The organism is Janthinobacterium sp. SUN206 (assembly GCF_030587305.1).
GTDB lineage: Bacteria > Pseudomonadota > Gammaproteobacteria > Burkholderiales > Burkholderiaceae_D > Janthinobacterium > Janthinobacterium kumbetense.
Window position 1 is genome coordinate 44472 of record NZ_JAPWIB010000005.1, and the last position, 15654, is coordinate 60125.

At 63.2% G+C, this 15654-nt stretch carries 12 protein-coding genes; 7 read left to right on the forward strand and 5 right to left on the reverse strand.

Translation table 11 applies throughout. The features are described from left to right. Positions 1 to 107 precede the first annotated feature (107 nt). The 3 genes from O3300_RS23565 to O3300_RS23575 form a co-directional block, all read right to left on the reverse strand. Positions 108 to 623, reverse strand: coding sequence for a hypothetical protein (locus tag O3300_RS23565; protein ID WP_305054283.1), 516 nt, complete (start codon positions 621 to 623; stop codon positions 108 to 110). A gap of 91 nt (positions 624 to 714) precedes the next feature. Next, positions 715 to 1392: a TetR/AcrR family transcriptional regulator gene (locus tag O3300_RS23570; RefSeq protein ID WP_305054284.1), complete on the reverse strand. Its 678-nt coding sequence runs from the start codon at positions 1390 to 1392 to the stop codon at positions 715 to 717. A 10-nt stretch (positions 1393 to 1402) separates the two neighbouring features. Continuing rightward, the gene (locus tag O3300_RS23575) at positions 1403 to 2860 is read right to left on the reverse strand and encodes a PLP-dependent aminotransferase family protein (RefSeq protein ID WP_251349745.1); all 1458 of its coding nucleotides are present in this window, start codon (positions 2858 to 2860) and stop codon (positions 1403 to 1405) included. 199 nt (positions 2861 to 3059) lie between these two features. On the opposite strand from O3300_RS23575, the gene O3300_RS23580 reads away from it, so the two are divergent. The 7 genes from O3300_RS23580 (at position 3060) to O3300_RS23610 (ending at position 12844) form a co-directional block, all read left to right on the forward strand. Next, a complete protein-coding gene (locus tag O3300_RS23580) occupies positions 3060 to 4376 on the forward strand; it encodes an aspartate aminotransferase family protein (RefSeq protein ID WP_289899799.1) in 1317 nt (438 codons plus the stop codon). A gap of 8 nt (positions 4377 to 4384) precedes the next feature. Continuing rightward, positions 4385 to 5887 carry a CoA-acylating methylmalonate-semialdehyde dehydrogenase gene (locus O3300_RS23585; protein ID WP_099665359.1) on the forward strand — a complete coding sequence of 501 codons (1503 nt, stop codon included), beginning with the start codon at positions 4385 to 4387 and terminating at the stop codon, positions 5885 to 5887. A gap of 47 nt (positions 5888 to 5934) precedes the next feature. After that, entirely contained in the window at positions 5935 to 7302 is a 1368-nt protein-coding gene (locus tag O3300_RS23590) for an NAD(P)-dependent oxidoreductase (RefSeq protein WP_305054285.1), read from the forward strand. Next, positions 7302 to 8582, forward strand: a complete 1281-nt coding sequence (gene preA, locus O3300_RS23595) for an NAD-dependent dihydropyrimidine dehydrogenase subunit PreA (RefSeq protein ID WP_305054286.1) — start codon at positions 7302 to 7304, stop codon at positions 8580 to 8582. Before O3300_RS23590 ends, preA begins: the two co-directional genes overlap by 1 nt. 122 nt (positions 8583 to 8704) lie before the next feature. After that, positions 8705 to 10189 (forward strand): NCS1 family nucleobase:cation symporter-1, encoded by a 1485-nt coding sequence (locus tag O3300_RS23600; RefSeq protein ID WP_305054288.1) that lies wholly within the window; start codon positions 8705 to 8707, stop codon positions 10187 to 10189. Positions 10190 to 10206: 17 nt separating this feature from the next. Beyond that, positions 10207 to 11598 (forward strand): dihydropyrimidinase, encoded by a 1392-nt coding sequence (gene hydA / locus O3300_RS23605; RefSeq protein WP_305054289.1) that lies wholly within the window; start codon positions 10207 to 10209, stop codon positions 11596 to 11598. A gap of 10 nt (positions 11599 to 11608) precedes the next feature. After that, positions 11609 to 12844 (forward strand): Zn-dependent hydrolase, encoded by a 1236-nt coding sequence (locus tag O3300_RS23610; RefSeq protein ID WP_305054290.1) that lies wholly within the window; start codon positions 11609 to 11611, stop codon positions 12842 to 12844. A gap of 2 nt (positions 12845 to 12846) precedes the next feature. Here O3300_RS23610 and O3300_RS23615 read toward each other — a convergent pair whose 3' ends face one another. Both O3300_RS23615 and O3300_RS23620 read right to left on the reverse strand, forming a co-directional pair. Continuing rightward, entirely contained in the window at positions 12847 to 14601 is a 1755-nt protein-coding gene (locus tag O3300_RS23615; RefSeq protein ID WP_305054291.1) for an allantoate amidohydrolase, read from the reverse strand. 72 nt (positions 14602 to 14673) lie between these two features. Beyond that, on the reverse strand, positions 14674 to 15612 hold the full coding sequence (locus tag O3300_RS23620; protein WP_034754583.1) for a LysR family transcriptional regulator: 939 nt from the start codon (positions 15610 to 15612) through the stop codon (positions 14674 to 14676). Positions 15613 to 15654: the final 42 nt, after the last annotated feature.

The window sequence follows — 15654 nt, forward strand, 5'->3', positions numbered from 1 at the left end:
GCAAGCTGGCGATGAATCCACTATAGGCAAAACCCCGCTGTCAGACATCGCGTATGCGACGAATGGCAGGAATGGCGGACCGAACGGCGACAGGTCGGGACAAACGGTTATTCAAACACCTTGAGTTTCAGCTGGAAACTGAGGGCGCCATACAGGCGATCCTTGTAGGATGGCACGATGGCGATATTGACGCCCACGCGCTGGTATTCATAGCTGATGGTAGGCACCAGGGCCGGGAACCAGCCGCCATCGCGCATCTTCGGATAGCCGCTGAAGCCGCCAACGACGGCGCCGACGCGCAGCGGGCCCACCTTGATGGGCTGGTAGTACACGCCCAGGTAGTTCGAATAGGCGCGGTCGCTATTGTAGAAGCGGCCGGCCGTGACCGAGGCGATGGTGGAAAAGCGGTACTCGGCGCCCAGGCCCGGATTGCTGTCGTTCAGGTTCTTGTCGCGCTGGAAATGATACGAATAAAAGCCCGCGTTGAGCCAGGTTTCGCTCAGCGGCTGGTTATCTATCATGCCGACTGTCTGCGCCTGTGCCGCGCCCGCCACTGCCAGCAGCGCCGCGCAGGCAGCTTTGCCCAGCAATGACGCGGTGCGCGCCGATGACCATTGTTTCATGCCTGTTCCTTATCCTGTCGATATTGCGCCGCCATTGCAAACGCTTCAGCGCGCCATGCTATCACTGTCAGATTGTTCATTGGAAATTTCATCACGTGCCGGGCACAGTCCTGGGCAGGGCGATGGCCGCCAGCACCATGTGCGTAAGCAGGATTTCGGCATCCTCGTAATCCTTGCGCGTGAGCTGCTTGCGCTCCAGCACCAGGGCCATCTGCGCTGAAAAATCCGCATACGATTGCGTCATGGCCCAGATGGCGAACATCAGGTGCGTGGCGTTGACGGGCGCGATCCTGCCGGCGGCGATCCAGGCTTCGAAGACGGCGATATCCTTGCGCAGCAGGGGCACGACCCGGTCGCGTATCTGCGCGCCGTACAGGGGCGCGCCATTGATCACTTCCAGCGCATATACGCGCGAAGCCCACGGCTGTTCGCGCGAAAAACGCAGTTTGGCGCCGATGTACGCGCGCAGCACGTCGCGCGGCTCGTCGTGTTCATTGGCCAGCGATTCCATGCGCGTCAGCCAGTCGTCGAGCACGTCGTCGAGCACGCGCTGGTACAGCAGCTGCTTGGATGGGAAGTAATACATCAGGTTTTGCTTCGACAGGCCGGCCCGCTCGGCGATGGTGGCGATCGATGCGCCCTCATAGCCGCTTTCCGCGAACACCCGTACGGCTTGTTCCAGGATATCCGCCTCCAGGCGGTCGCGGTTTTGCAGGCGCCGGCCGCCGGCATTTTTCACGGAAAGGGCAGGGGATTTGTCGCTGGCCATGGCGGATTCTTTAGCGTGGACGGATCGATTGCAGGAAGGCTTGCAGCACGGGGGTATCGGTGTAGGCCACGTTGAAGCGGAACCACACCGTCTCGGGCGCGCGCAGCATGAAAAATTCGTTTGGCGACAGCAGGATGCCGGCCTTCAAGGCCATGTCGGCGATGATCTTGCCATTCCACTCCGGCGTTTGCACATCGGGCCAGCCAGCGCTGACGAACATGCCGCCGCGCGGACGCGCCACGGGCGCCATGCCCGCCTGCGCCAGGCAATCGATGCTGCGCTCGCGGGCCGCATCGAGCTGCGCCACCAGCCTTTCCACCATGCGCTTGTAGGGCCGCGCGGAGATGGCGTGGTAGACGGCGCGCTCGTTGATTTCCGACGTCGTCAGGCCCGCCAGCATTTTCACGCGCACCAGTTCGGCCACCAGCGAAGGCGAGGCGCAGATGGAGCCGACGCGCAGCACGGGCGACAGGGTCTTGGAAAAACTGCCCACGCGGATCACGCGGCGCAAGCCATCCATGGCCGCCAGCGACGCGTCGCCGCGCGCCGCCAGTTCGCGGTAGATATCGTCTTCCACCAGCCAGAAATCGAATTGCTCGGCCAGTGCCAGCAAACGGTGCGCCTGCGCCTGGCTGAGCGAGGTGCCGAGCGGATTTTGCAGCACCGTGTTGACAAACATCAACTTGGGCTGCGTGCGCGCAGCCTCGCTGGCCAGCGCATCGAGGTCCAGGCCCGCCTCGCCGCGCGCAATGCCCACGGGGATGCAGCCGTGGTGGCGGATCAGCGACTGCAGATTGCTGTAGCCTGGGTCTTCCACCAGCACCGTGTCACCCGGCTTGGTCAGGCTGCGCAGGACCAGGTCAAAAGCGTGCGTGGCGCCATGCGTCAGCAAAACCTGGTCCGGCTCCACCTGGAACAGCTCTTCCGACAGGCTTGTCGCCAGGTGCTGGCGCAGCGAAGGAAAGCCCAGCGGATGGCCATAGCCGCGCAGCCGGCTGGCGGGAATGCGCATGGCCTGGCGCACGGCGTCGAGCACGGTCGCTTCGCCATACATTTCGGGCGGCAGCCAGCCCGCGCCCACGGGCAGGGCGTCGGACACGCCCGAATACAGGTCCGGCGTGAGGGCGTCGATGGCGGTGGGACTCGCGTGTACGGCCGTCTGCGGCGAGGCGGCGATATCGTGGCGTGCGACGAAATAGCCGGAGCCGCGGCGCGACGACAGCAAGCCCAGGTTGACCAGGCGGTCATACGATTCGACGACGGTAAACGTCGACACGCCATTGCAGCGGGCGAACTGGCGCACGGACGGCATGCGCGTGCCGATGCGCAGGGTGCGACTGCCTACCATGACGCTGATGGCGATGACGATTTGCTCGACGAGGCCGCCCTTTTTCTGGCGGTCGATGTCCAGCACGGGCCAGCCGCTGGTCTGTTCGGGGGCATCGTCTGCGCTGTCGCTGTGCTTCACGGTGGCTCCTTATGCTGCCTTGCACAAAACTGTACTGATTTTCCGACCTGTACGGTTGGGATACTTTGCCGTTTGTGTATCTGTGCCATTGGGGATGGCCTGTCTATTATTACATCAGCTTTTTGCCAACTGGTAAATTATTTTACGCTTCGTCAAAAACGATCCTGGCCCCGCGCCAACCCATCCCAAGGAGAAGGTCATGAACGAAACAAGGCCGGAATCGATGTCGGCATTCTGGATGCCGTTTACGAACAACCGTGATTTCAAGGCCAATCCGCGCTTGCTCGTGTCGGCCGAAGGCATGTACTACAAGGACGTCGATGGCAATAGCATCCTCGATGGCACGGCCGGCCTGTGGTGCGTGCCCTGCGGCCATGCGCAGCCAAAAATCGTCGGCGCCATCCGCGACATGGTGGGCCAGCTCGACTTCGCGCCCACCTTCCAGATGGGCCATCCGGCCGCCTTCGACCTGGCGGAAAAACTGATGGACTACACGGGGCATAAATTTGGCCATGTCTTCTACACCAACTCCGGTTCCGAAGCCGTCGACACTGCCTTGAAGATCGCGCTGGCCTATCACCGGGCGCGCGGCGAGGGCGCACGCACCCGCTTGATCGGCCGCGAACGCGGTTACCACGGCGTGGGATTCGGCGGCATTTCCGTGGGCGGCATCGGCGGCAACCGCAAGACCTTTGGCCCGCTGTTGCCCGGCGTGGACCATTTGCCGCACACGCATAACCTGGACAAGAACGCCTATACGGTGGGCGAGCCCGAATACGGCACCCACCTGGCCGATGAACTGGAACGCATCGTCGCTCTGCACGACGCCTCGACGATTGCCGCCGTCATCGTCGAACCGGTGGCCGGCTCCACGGGCGTGCTGATTCCGCCGAAAGGCTATCTGAAACGCTTGCGTGAGCTGTGCACCAAGCACGGCATCCTCTTGATTTTCGATGAAGTCATCACGGGTTTTGGCCGCATGACGACGCCGTTCGCGGCTGATTATTTCGATGTCGAGCCTGACCTGATGACGACGGCCAAGGGCCTGACCAACGGCATGGTGCCGATGGGGGCCGTCTTCAGCAAAAAGTATATCCACGACGCCTTCATGGATGCGCCGGCCGGCATCGAACTGTTCCACGGTTACACGTATTCCGGTCACCCGCTGGCTTGCGCCGCCTCGCTGGCGACCCTGCAAGTGTTCGAGGAACAGGACATTCTCGGCCACGCGAAAGCGATGCAGGCATATTGGAGCGACGCCGTGCACTCGCTGAAAGGCTTGCCGCACGTGATCGACCTGCGCAGCATTGGCCTCATCGCCGGCATCGAGCTCGATCCCATCGCCGGCAAACCCGGTGCGCGCGCCTTCAGCGCCTTCAAACAAGCCTTCGCCGACGGCGTGCTGATACGCACGACGGGCGACATCATCGCCCTGTCGCCGCCGCTGGTGCTGGAAAAACAGCATGTCGACGAGCTGTTTGGCAAGCTGGCCAAGGTACTCAAAAATCTCGACTAAGGAACACCATGAACGATCTCGACACCATCACCCACTTCATCAACGGCGCCAAAGTCGACACGAATAGTGGCCGCTATGGCGACGTGTATAACCCGGCCCTGGGCGTACCCGTGGCCCGGGTGGCGCTGGGCATCGTGGAAGACGTGGATGCGGCCGTGCAGGCGGCCGCCGCCGCCTTTCCTTCCTGGTCTGCAACGCCGCCCTTGACGCGTGCGCGCGTGCTGTTCCGCTACCTGCAGCTGTGCCAGCAGCACACGGACGACTTTGCCGCCATGCTCACGCGCGAGCACGGCAAGACTTTCGCGGATGCGCAGGGCGAAGTGGCGCGCGGCATCGAGATGGTGGAATTTGCCGTCGGCATCCCGCAATTGTTAAAGGGTGAATTCACGGACCAGATTTCGCGCGGCATCGACGCCTGGTCCATGCGCCAGGCGCTGGGCGTGGTGGCCGGCATCACGCCATTCAATTTTCCCGTGATGGTGCCGATGTGGATGTTCCCCGTCGCCATCGCCTGCGGCAATACCTTCGTCCTGAAACCGTCGGAGCGCGATCCGTCGGCATCCCTGCTGCACGCCAAACTGCTGAAGGAGGCGGGCTTGCCCGACGGCGTCTTCAACGTGGTACAGGGCGACAAGGTGACGGTCGACGCCTTGCTCGATCATCCTGTCGTGCAGGCGATCAGCTTTGTCGGTTCCACGCCGATCGCCGAATACATCTATGCGCGCGGCAGTGCCAGCGGCAAGCGCGTGCAAGCGCTGGGCGGCGCGAAAAACCACATGGTGGTGATGCCCGATGCGGACATGGACATGACGGTCGACGCCTTGATCGGCGCTGCCTACGGTTCGGCGGGCGAGCGTTGCATGGCCATTTCCGTGGTCGTGGCCGTGGGCGACGCGGGCGACAAATTGATCGATGCACTGGCAACGCGCACGGCCGCACTGAAAGTGCGCGACGGCATGGCAGAGGGGGCGGAAATGGGACCCGTCGTGTCGCTGGCCGCCAAGCAGCGCATCGAAAAACTGATCGCCTCGGGCGTGGAGCAGGGCGCGACCCTGGTCGTCGATGGGCGCAACCATGTGGTGCCGGGCCGCGAGAACGGCTTTTTTGTGGGCGGCACTTTATTTGACCACGTCACGCGCGACATGAGCATCTACAAGGAAGAGATTTTTGGCCCCGTGCTGTGCGTGCTCCGCTGCCCAGACGTGGTGCATGCGGTGGAGCTGATCAACGCCAACGAGTATGGCAACGGCGTGGCCATCTACACGCGCGACGGCGGCGTGGCGCGCGAATTCGTGCGACAGATCCAGGTCGGCATGGTGGGCGTCAATATCCCCTTGCCCGTGCCGATGGCCTTCAACAGCTTTGGCGGCTGGAAGCGCAGCATGTTCGGCGACCACCACGCCTATGGTCCCGAAGGCGTGCGTTTCTACACGCGTCACAAGGCCGTGATGCAGCGCTGGCCGAATACGGCAAGCGCTGGTGTGGAATTTGCTTTTCCCCAGATGAAGTGACGGTTTCACACTGAAAATCCACCGCAGGATCAAAGAAGGAAAACGCGATGATCGAGTCCCTGAGCTATTTGCCGCATCCCGCCCTGCCCAACGAGGAACTGGCGGGCCATTTCACGGACCTGGCGCCTCCTTTGAGCGCGCGCCAGGCCGCCATCGAAAGCGCCCGTTGCCTGTACTGCTACGACGCGCCGTGCAGCCGCATCTGTCCGTCGGCAATCGACGTGGCCAGCTTCATCCGCAATATCCACGACAAGAACATCAACGGCGCCGCCGCCGGCATCCTGAAACAGAACATCCTGGGCGGCAGCTGCGCCCGCGTCTGCCCGACGGAAATCCTCTGCGAAGACGTCTGCGTGCGCAACCACGACGCGGAAGGCCAGCCCGTCAAGATCGGCCTCTTGCAGCGCTACGCCGTCGATCATATGCAGTTCGCGGCGCACCCGTTCAAACGGGCGGCAAGCACGGGCAAGACAATTGCCATCGTCGGTGCGGGCCCTGGCGGCCTGTCGTGCGCGCACCGCCTGGCCATGCTGGGACACGACGTGGTGATCTTTGAAAAGGAAGGCAAGGCGGGCGGCTTGAATGAATACGGCATCGCCAAGTACAAGCTGACGGACGATTTCGCGCAAAAGGAAATCGACTTTCTGCTGGACATCGGCGGCATCGAAATCCGATGTCGCCAGGTGCTGGGCGAGAACCTGCAGCTGCGCGACTTGCACGCGCAATACGACGCCGTCTTCCTGGGCCTGGGCCTGGGCGCCAGCCGCAAGCTGGGCTTGACGGGCGAGGACGCTCCTGGCTTGCTGGCCGCCGTCGATTACATCAGCGCGCTGCGTCAGGCCGACGACCTGGCCGCACTGCCCGTGCCGAAACGCGCGATTGTGATTGGCGCCGGCAATACGGCCATCGACATGGCCGTGCAGATTCAAAGGCTGGGCGCAGAGGAAGTCACCCTCGTCTACCGCCGCGGCTTCGACGCCATGACGGCCACGCATCATGAACAGGAAATCGCCAAGGCCAACCAGGTGCGCATGCTGACGTGGGCCCAGCCGCAGCAGGTGCTGCTTGACGCTGGCGGCCATGTGGCCGGCATGCGCTTCGAGAAAACCCGCATGCAGGGCACGCGTTTGACTGGTACGGGCGAAACTTTCGACGTGGCGGCCGACGCCATTTTCAAGGCCATCGGCCAGAGCCTCGACCCCGACGTGCTGCATGACCCGATGGCGGCGCTGTTGCAACGCGAAGGCGACAAGATCGCCGTCGACGCAGGTTTTCGCACGGTGCTGCCGGGGATCTACGCGGGCGGCGACTGCGTGGCGCCGGGACAGGACTTGACGGTGCAAGCCGTCCAGCATGGCAAGCTGGCCGCACTGGCCATCCATCACGATCTTCTTTCCAAAGTGGAGGCTGCATAATGGCTGATCTCAGCATCGAATTTTGCGGCATCAAGGCGCCGAATCCCTTCTGGCTGGCGTCCGCGCCGCCGACCGACAAGGCCTACAACGTGGTGCGCGCCTTTGAGGCGGGATGGGGCGGCGTCGTGTGGAAAACGCTCGGTGAAGACCCTGCCGCCGTCAACGTCTCGTCGCGCTATTCCGCTCTGTACGGCAAGAACCGCGAAGTGGTCGGCTTCAATAACATCGAACTCATTACCGACCGCTCGCTGGAGATCAACCTGCGCGAAATCACGCAGGTGAAAAAGGATTGGCCCGACCGCGCCATGATCGTCTCCCTGATGCTGCCGTGTGAAGAGCACTACTGGGCCGACATCCTGCCCAAGGTGGAGGCGACAGGCGCGGATGGCATCGAGCTCAATTTCGGCTGCCCGCACGGCATGCCCGAGCGGGGCATGGGTGCGGCCGTGGGCCAGGTGCCCGAGTACGTGCAGATGGTCACCGCCTGGTGCAAGAAGCACAGCAAACTCCCCGTCATCGTCAAGCTCACGCCCAACATCACGGACGTGCGCATGCCGGCGCGCGCGGCCAAGGCGGGCGGTGCGGACGCCGTCTCGCTGATAAACACCATCAACTCGATTACCTCGCTGGACCTGGACCGCATGGTGGCCTTGCCCATCGTGGGAGGCGCCAGCACGCACGGCGGCTATTGCGGAGCGGCCGTGAAACCCATCGCGCTGAACATGGTGGCGGAAATCGCCCGCGATCCGCAGACGCGGGGCTTGCCCATTTCCGGCATCGGCGGCATCGGCAACTGGCGCGACGCGGCCGAATTCATTGCCCTGGGCGCCGGCTGCGTGCAGGTGTGCACTGCAGCCATGCTGCATGGTTTCCGCATCGTCGAAGAGATGAAGGATGGCTTGTCGCGCTGGATGGACGAGAAGGGATATGAGCGCATCAGCGACTTTTCCGGCAAGGCCGTGGCCAATACGACGGACTGGAAATACCTGGACATGAATTACCAGGTCATCGCGCAGATCAATCAGGACGATTGCATCAAGTGCGGCAAGTGCTACGTGGCTTGCGAAGACACCTCGCACCAGTCGATTGCGCAGCTGATCGACGCTGCCGGCACGCGCACGTATGAGGTGATCAAGGAGGAATGCGTGGGCTGCAACCTGTGCGAAATCACCTGCCCGGTGCAGGGCTGCATCACGATGGTGCCGCAGGTCACGGGCAAGCCATACATGAACTGGACGCAGGATCCCAGGAATCCACGGGCGTTGGCGGAAACGGCGTAGGGCACGTTTTTTGCGTGCGTTTTATTTGTAAACAGCGGCCGGGCTTTGCGGTAAGCTAGGTTGACTTAAAAGTCGAGCCGTTTCTATAAAACCGATCCTCTCCCAACCGATGGAGCATACCTGTGAACCACGACTATTCAGGCAACACGCAACTCTGGAATGAAGACCTGGCGCCCACCACGGCGGCACAGCGCACCTGGCGCTGGTATCACTTCGCCGCGCTGTGGGTCGGCATGGTGATGTGCATTCCCGCCTACACCCTGTCGGCCAGCTTGATCGACAGCGGCATGTCCGGTTACCAGGCCGTGCTCACGGTTTTTCTCGCCAACGCCATCGTGCTCTTGCCCATGCTGCTGATCGGCCATGCGGGTACCAAGTACGGTATCCCGTATGCCGTGCTGGCGCGCGCCTCGTTCGGCACCATGGGCGCGCGTCTTCCGGCCCTGATGCGCGCCGTCGTCGCCTGCGGCTGGTATGGCATCCAGACCTGGTTCGGCGGGCAGATGATCTACACCCTGATGGGCGTGCTGGCGGGCCATGAGCTGGGCGGCGAGAAGATTGCGGGCCTGGGCATCAATGGCAGCCAGTTGCTGTGCTTCCTGGCTTTCTGGGCCATCCAGTTCTATTACATCCTGCATGGCATGGAGTCGATCCGCAAGCTGGAAACCTACACGGCGCCCTTGAAAATCCTCATCTGCTTCGTGCTGCTGTACTGGGTGCACAGCAAGGCCGGCGGCGTAGCCAGCCTGCTGGATCAGCCATCGCAATTCATCCCCGGCGGCAAAAAGGCGGGCCAGTTCTGGAGCGTCTTCTGGCCATCGTTGACGGCCATGGTGGGCTTCTGGGCCACCCTGGCCTTGAACATTCCCGACTTCACTCGCTTCGCCAAGACGCAGCGCGACCAGGTGATCGGCCAGTCGATCGGCCTGCCCGTGCCGATGGGATTGCTGGCCATGCTGGCCGTGATCGTCACGGCAGGCTCCGTCGTCATGTACGGCAAGGCCATCTGGGATCCCGTCGACCTGGCCAGCCGCATGACGGGCGCCGCCGTGCTGATCGCCCTGATCATCCTGCTGATCGACACGGTCAGCGTCAACCTGGCGGCCAACCTGGTTGGCCCCGCCTACGATTTTTCTTCGCTGGCACCGAAACAGATTTCGTACAAGATGGGCGGCTACATCACGGCCTTCATCGCCATCGTCATGATGCCGTGGAAGGTGCTCGAATCGACGCAGGGCTATATCTTCACCTGGCTGATCGGCTATTCGGCCCTGCTGGGCCCCATCGCCGGCATCCTCATCGTCGACTACTACTTTGTACGCAAGACGCAGCTGGACGTCAAACAGCTGTACCGCGACGACGGTGTCTACTCGTATGGCAATGGCTGGAACATGGCGGCGTTGATCGCCTTTGTCATTGCCGTGCTGCCGAACATCCCGGGCTTTTTGAACGCGGCCTTCCCCACGGCGTTTCCCGGCGTGGCCGAAGGTTTTAAAACCATCTACACCTACGCCTGGTTCGTGGGCGTGGCCATTGCCGCCGTCGTTTACGGCGCCATGATGAAGGGCAAGGCGGCGGAGAGAGTGCAGCAGGCGCCGCAGTCGTAATCACTCAAGGAGACAAGATGACTACACTGATACGTGGCGGTACTGTCGTCAACGCCGACCGCGCCTTCCGCGCCGATGTGCTGATCGAGGGCGACACGATTGCCGCCGTCGGCGAGAACCTGCCGGTGCCGGTCGGCGCCACGGTGATCGATGCGGGCGGCCTGTATGTGATGCCGGGCGGAATAGACACCCACACGCACATGAATCTGCCCTTCATGGGCACCGTGACGTCCGACGATTTTTTCACGGGCACGGCGGCGGGCCTGGCGGGCGGCACCACCACCATCATGGATTTCGTCATCCCCGCACCGAAGCAGTCACTGATCGAGGCGTATCACCAGTGGCGCGAGTGGTCGGCCAAGGCGGCCGGCGACTACACCTTCCACGTGGCGATCACCTGGTGGAGCGAGCAGGTACATGAAGAGATGGGAGTGCTGGTGCGCGAACATGGCGTGAACAGCTTCAAGCATTTCATGGCGTATAAAAACGCCATCATGGCCGACGATGAAACCCTGGTGAAAAGTTTTACACGTTCGCTTGAACTGGGAGCACTGCCCACCGTGCATGCGGAAAACGGCGAACTGGTTTTCCAGTTGCAGCAAGCCCTGCTCAAGAAGGGGATTGCCGGGCCGCAGGCGCACCCGCTGTCGCGCCCGCCTGCCGTGGAGGCGGAAGCGGCCAACCGCGCCATCGCCATCGCCAATGTCTTGAATACCCCCGTGTACATTGTGCACGTCTCGTGCGCCGAGTCGCTGGACGCCATCACGCGGGCGCGCGCGAATGGTCAGCGCGTGTATGGCGAAGCGTTGGCGGGCCACCTGGTGATCGACGACAGCGTCTACCAGGGCGACGATTTCGATTTCGTCGCGGGCCACGTCATGAGCCCGCCGTTCCGCGGCAAACACCATCAGGCGGCCCTGTGGCACGGCCTGCAAAGCGGTAACCTGCACACGACGGCCACGGACCACTGCACCTTTTGCGCCGAGCAGAAGGCGGCGGGCAAGGACGACTTCACGCGCATCCCGAACGGTTGCGGCGGCGTCGAGGAACGCATGGCCGTGGTGTGGGATGCGGGCGTCAATTCCGGCATGCTGACGCCGTCCGAGTTCGTCAAGGTGTCGTCGACCAATGCGGCGCAGATATTCAATATGTATCCGCGCAAGGGCGTCATCGCCGTTGGCAGCGACGCCGACATCGTGCTGTGGGACCCGCAGGGCACGCGCACCATTTCCGCCGCCACGCAGTTCGCCAAGGGAGGCTTCAATGTCTTCGAAGGGCGCGCCGTGCGCGGCATTCCCCGCACCACGATTGCCGCCGGCAAGGTGGTCTTCCACCAGGGTGAACTGATGGCGGCGGAAGGGGCAGGGCGCTATGTTGAGCGGCCCGCGTTTTCCGCCACCACCGCATAAGGAGTCGACGATGGATGAATTGCGTATCAATGGCGAGCGCCTGTGGGCAGCCCTGATGGAACTGGCGCAGATCGGCGCGACGGCGAAGGGCGGCGTCAAGCGCCTGGCCCTGACGGACCTGGACAAGCAGGGGCGCGACCTGGTGGTGGGATGGGGCCGTGAGGCGGGCATGAGCATCACCATCGACCAGATCGGCAATGTCTTCATGCGCCGCGACGGCGTGGACAATACCCTGCCGCCCGTGATGACGGGCAGCCACATCGACACGCAGCCCACGGGCGGCAAGTTCGATGGCAATTACGGCGTGCTGGCGGGCCTGGAAGTGGTGCGTACCCTGAACGATCTGAAAATCAAGACGCAGGCCCCCATCGAAGTGGCTTTCTGGACCAACGAGGAAGGCTCGCGCTTCGTGCCCGTGATGATGGGCTCGGGCGTGTTCTGCGGCGCCTTTTCGCTCGAAACCGCCTACGCGGCGAAAGACACGGAAGGCAAAACGGTGGGCGAGGAGCTGGCGCGCATCGGCTATCGTGGCGACCAGGTGCCGGGCGACCATCCCATCGGCGCCTACTTCGAGACGCATATCGAGCAGGGTCCTGTGCTGGAAGACGCGGACAAGGTGATCGGCGTGGTGCCGGCCGTGATGGGGCTGTCGTGGTACGACTGCGTGGTGACGGGCATGGAAGCGCATGCGGGCCCCACGCCCATGGGCTTGCGCAAGGATGCGCTGCAGGTAGCCACCACCATCATGCAGGAAGTCGTCGCCATTGCCAACCGCTATCCGCCGTATGGGCGCGGCACGGTGGGCATGGTGCAGGTCTTCCCGAACAGCCGCAACGTGATCCCCGGCGAAGTCAAATTCAGCATCGACCTGCGTAACGTGAACGACGAACTGCTCAACACCATGCATGGCGAAATCACGGCCTTTATCGACGCCACGCGCACCGGTACGGGACTGGATATCTCTCTTGAGCGGGTTTCCTATTACCCGCCATGCCCATTTCACCCCGACTGCGTGGGCGCCGTGCGCAACGCCACTGAAAAGCTGGGCTACACGGTGATGGACGTGGTGTCCGGCGCCGGCCACGATGCCATCTATGCGGCCCGGCTGGCGCCAGCCGGCATGATCTTCGTGCCGTGCAAGGACGGCATCAGCCACAATGAAATCGAGGACGCCAAGCCCGAGCACCTGGAAGCGGGCTGCAACGTGCTGCTGCACGCGATGCTGGAGCGGGCCGTGGCCGTGTAGTCTTACGGCTTGGGCTGGAAGCTGCGCAAAAACGCCAGCAGGGCGCGCGCCGCGATGTCGGCGTCGTCGGCCGTCATGGTTTCCAGCGGGTTGTGGCTGATGCCGCCATTGCCGCAACGGGTAAACAGCATGGCCACGTCGGTGATGGCAGCCATGGCCATGGCGTCGTGGCCGGCGCCCGACAGCAGCGCGTATGGTTCGACGCCAACCGATTCCACGGCTTGCGCCAGCTGCGCCATCAGCCATGGCGCACACGGTGCGGCACGCGCCGACAGCAGCAGTTCCAGCTGGTAGTCTATCTGGCGCCGCGCACAGATGGCGGCGATGCCATCGAGAATATCGTCGACGGCTGCCTGGCGCACGGCATCAACGGCCGCGCGGATGTCGAGCGACAGGGTGCAGGCGCCGGCGATCACGTTGACGGAGCCGTTGGGCACGTGCAGCTGCCCCACGGTGCCCACCAGCGCTTCGCCCTGGTTGCAGCGCCGTTCCACCAGCAGGATGATTTCGGCCGCTGCACTGGCTGCATCCTTGCGCATGGTCATGGGCGTGGTGCCTGCGTGGCTGGCCACGCCGCCAAGATTGAGCAGGTAGCGCGAGCTGCCGGCGATCGCCGTGACGATCCCCAGCGGCAGGTCTCGCTCCAGCAGCACGGGACCCTGCTCGATATGCACTTCCACATAGCCGAGCAAGTCGGCTGGATCGCGCGCGCTGGCGCCGATGGCGCTCACTTCGTGGCCGGCGGCGGCCAGCGCGTCGCGCATGCTCACGCCATCCGCATCCAGTTGTTCCAGCAGCGATACGTCGAACTTGCCCGTGACGGCCGTGCTGCCCAAAAACGTGCTCTTGAAGCGCACGCCTTCCTCCTCGGCGAAGCCGACAATCTCGAAGTGAAACGGCAGCTTTTCGCCCTGTTCGTGCAGGTGGCGCACGATGGCGATCGGCAGCACGATGCCCAAGCGGCCATCGTACTTGCCGCCGTTGCGCACCGTGTCGTAATGCGATCCCGTCATCAGGGTTTTTGCGTCAGGCGCATCGGACAGATAGCACCCGACCACGTTGCCGACGGCGTCGATGTGCACCTGCATGCCCGCGTCCCGCATCCAGTCGGCCAGCTGTGCTGCCGTTTTCTGGTGCGCCGGCGTCAGGTAGGCGCAGGTCAGGTTGTAATCGCTGTCGCTCCAGCCGGCCAGGGTTTCTGCCTGCTGCATGATGGTCGGACCGAAGTCCAGGCGCACGTCGAACAGGTCGTTCAGGCGCAGCTCGGCGATGCGCTTGATCTGCCGCAACGATTCGGCCAGTTCATCGGCGCGTCGGTTCTTCAGGCGCCGCGCAAACGTGGCGATGATGTCCTGGCGCGTCAAGCCTTCGCCCGTCGGGCCCTTGACGGCCAGGATGAAGGGAAAGCCGAACTTGGCGTTGTAGTCGTCGTTCAGGCGCTGCAGGGTGGCGAATTCGTCGGCGCTGCACAGGTTCAGGCCGGACTTGGCCTGCTCGCGCGTCGATTCCGCCGTCAATTGCCCTGCGATGGCGGCCTTGCCAGCCAGCTCAGGGTGGGCGCGTATCAGCCCCAGCTGCTCTTCCGGCGAAGCTTGCGCCAGCACGCGCTGCAGCTCCGTCTTGAGTGCCGTCAGGCTGGAAAATGGCCGGGCGGGCGCTGCGCGCTGGGCGATCCAGGGCGAATGTTCATAGATGCCGTGCAGCCGTGCGATAAAGTCTGCCGTGCTGCCGGCGCTCAGGTCTGAAAGGGTGGTCATGGTTTTCCGATCATGCAAGCGGTGATGATAGCGCCCGTTCCTGTCTCCATTATATGCGCGTGCTGATAGCGGCTATCGCTGCACCAGCGCCTTGGCGGCCGCGCTGACCTGGTCGCGCAGCCATTTGTGTTCGGGCGCCTGGTGCACGCGCTGGTGCCACAGCTGGTAAAAACGCATGGGCGGGAATTTCAGAGGCACGGTATACGTTTTCAACGGCAGCGTCTTTTCATAGAAGCGCATGAATTGCCGGCCCGTGGTCAGCACCAGATCCGTCTGCGTCAGCATGTAGGGGATCAGGCCGAAATATGCCGACTCCACCACCACATTGCGTTGCAGGTTTTGCCGTTCGAGGAAGGAATCGATCACGCCGTGGTAGCCGGGCATCATCTGCGACGGCGCCACGTGGGGCAGGCTCAGATAGTCGTCGAGGGTCATGGCGTCGCTGGCCGTGCGCCGCGCATAGGCGTTTTCCGCATGCATGGCGCAGATGATGGGATCTTCGAACAGCTTCGAGATGTGCAGATGCGCGGGCGGCTCATCCCAGTTGGCGATCACCAGGTCCAGGCCCCCGTCGGACAGTTGGCGGATATGGTCGATGCCCGGCCCCAGGCTGTGCAGCACGACGCGACTTTTCGGTGAACCGCGGCGCAGCAGGGCCACCACGTTGGGCAGGAACTGGCTATCCAGGTAGTCGGGCGCGGCGATATGAAAGGTGCGCGCCTCTTCCTGCGCCACGAACGGCGTCTTCTTGACGAACAGGCTTTCTGTCTGGTCGAGGATGCGCTTGGCCGGATTGAGCAGGCTTTCGCCATGCTGGGTCGGCACCATGCCGCGCGCGCCGCGCACCAGCAGCGGGTCGCCCGTCAGTTCGCGCAGCTTGCGCAGGGAGGCGGAAATCGAGGGCTGCGGCTGATTGAGTTTGAGCGCCACGCGCGAGACATTCTTTTCCACCAGCAGCAGGTAGAGGATGCGGATCAAGTGCAGGTCGAGGTGTTGCGGCAGGCTGGACATGTGGCGGCGGCTCTGTTGTATATCGATTTGAATATGTCAAAT

Coding starts and splice junctions, on each gene's coding strand:
- O3300_RS23580 (WP_289899799.1), top strand. CDS start 3,060: ATGAACGAAACAAGGCCGGAATCGATGTCGGCATTCTGGATGCCGTTT.
- O3300_RS23590 (WP_305054285.1), top strand. CDS start 5,935: ATGATCGAGTCCCTGAGCTATTTGCCGCATCCCGCCCTGCCCAACGAG.
- O3300_RS23615 (WP_305054291.1), bottom strand. CDS start 14,601: ATGACCACCCTTTCAGACCTGAGCGCCGGCAGCACGGCAGACTTTATC.
- O3300_RS23610 (WP_305054290.1), top strand. CDS start 11,609: ATGGATGAATTGCGTATCAATGGCGAGCGCCTGTGGGCAGCCCTGATG.
- preA (WP_305054286.1), top strand. CDS start 7,302: ATGGCTGATCTCAGCATCGAATTTTGCGGCATCAAGGCGCCGAATCCC.
- hydA (WP_305054289.1), top strand. CDS start 10,207: ATGACTACACTGATACGTGGCGGTACTGTCGTCAACGCCGACCGCGCC.
- O3300_RS23565 (WP_305054283.1), bottom strand. CDS start 623: ATGAAACAATGGTCATCGGCGCGCACCGCGTCATTGCTGGGCAAAGCT.
- O3300_RS23570 (WP_305054284.1), bottom strand. CDS start 1,392: ATGGCCAGCGACAAATCCCCTGCCCTTTCCGTGAAAAATGCCGGCGGC.
- O3300_RS23585 (WP_099665359.1), top strand. CDS start 4,385: ATGAACGATCTCGACACCATCACCCACTTCATCAACGGCGCCAAAGTC.
- O3300_RS23620 (WP_034754583.1), bottom strand. CDS start 15,612: ATGTCCAGCCTGCCGCAACACCTCGACCTGCACTTGATCCGCATCCTC.